We start from the raw sequence: 1,303 nt of genomic DNA, 5'->3' as shown, positions 1-1,303 counted from the left end.
GAGACAGGTGCGGGCCGCCTCGGCCTGGGCCAGCGCGTCCGCGGACTGGGCGCGGCGGGCCTCGGCGGCGGCGAGCTCGTCCAGCAGCTTGCCGAGCCGCTCCTGGTGCGAGGCCGGGGCCTCGAGCGCCTTGTCGAGATTGGCCTGCACCTTGGCGCGGCCCTCGGCCAGGTCGTCCAGGCGGCGGGCGGCGGTCGCGCCGCGCCGGGTCCAGTCGTCGCTGTCGCGCTTGAGGTTCTCGTGCCGACGGGCGCGGCCGTCGCGCTCGCGCACTTCCAGTTCGAGGGCCGAGCGGGCGGCGGACGCAGCCTCGCGGGCCGGACCAGCGGCGGCGCGGGCGGCGGCCAGACGCTCGACCAGGTCGCCGGCCTCGGCCTGGCTGGAGGTCTCGGCGACGGCGGTGGCCAGGATCTGCTCGGCGTCGGCGAGTTCGGCCTCGAAGCGGCCGATCATGTCGTCCAGCGACTGAGCCTGGGCCTCGCGGCGGGTCGCCTCGCGGTCGAGCTTCTCCAGATTGCCGCGCGCGATCGAGACCTTCTGCTCGGCCGCCGGCGGTTCGCGGCGAGCGTCGCGGACGGCGTCCTCGGCGGCGCGGACTTTGGTGGAGGCGGCGGCCAGGGCTTCCTTGGCGGTCGCCGCGCGCGGCGAGACGGCCTCGATCTCGGTCTCGACCTCGGCCAGCCGGGTCTTCTGCTCCATGCGGATGGCGGCGGGCTTGGGCGCGTCGGCGCGGGCGACGAAGCCGTCCCAACGCCAGAGGTCGCCTTCCTTGGAGACCAGCCGCGCGCCGGGCGGCAGCGCGGCCTGCAGGCGATCGCCGTCCTCGCGGGGGACCACGGCGATGTGCGCCAGGCGGGCGGCCAATGCGTCGGGGGCCTTGACCTTCGGGGCCAGCGGCTCGACGCCGGTCGGCCAGGCGGCGGAGGAGGCCTCGCCGCCGCCCCAGAAGGCCGGGGCCTTGGGGTCGAGGGCGGCGTCGAGGTCGTCGCCGAGGGCGGCGGCGACCGCGCGTTCATAGCCGCGGGCCGGAACCACGGAGTCGAGGGCCGGGGCGAAGCCGGCGCGGCGCTGCTGGGCGACGATCTGGGCCAGGGCGCGGGCCTCGGCGGTCAATCGGCCGAGGTGCTCGTCCTGCTTGCGGGCGGCCTCGCGGGCCTCGGCCTCGGCGGCGGCGGCCTTGCCGCGGTCTTCCTCGGCGGTTTCGAGCGCGGCGCGGACGGCGGCCAGCGCGGCCTGGGCGCGCTCGAGCTCGGCGCGGGCCTCCTCGCTCTGCGGGGTGACGGCGGGCCCCAGCTGCGCGCCC

The 1,303-nt window shown here is 77.9% G+C and carries 1 pseudogene; it reads right to left on the bottom strand.

The window, feature by feature from the left end:
- Positions 1-1,303: pseudogene (locus tag OUA97_RS23190) on the bottom strand (chromosome segregation protein SMC); the annotation flags it as partial.

This window comes from Phenylobacterium sp. 58.2.17 (genome assembly GCF_026411515.1).
Classification (GTDB): Bacteria; Pseudomonadota; Alphaproteobacteria; order Caulobacterales; family Caulobacteraceae; genus Phenylobacterium.
The sequence above is the reverse complement of the archived record's forward strand: the minus strand, read 5'-3'. Positions and strand labels throughout refer to the sequence as shown.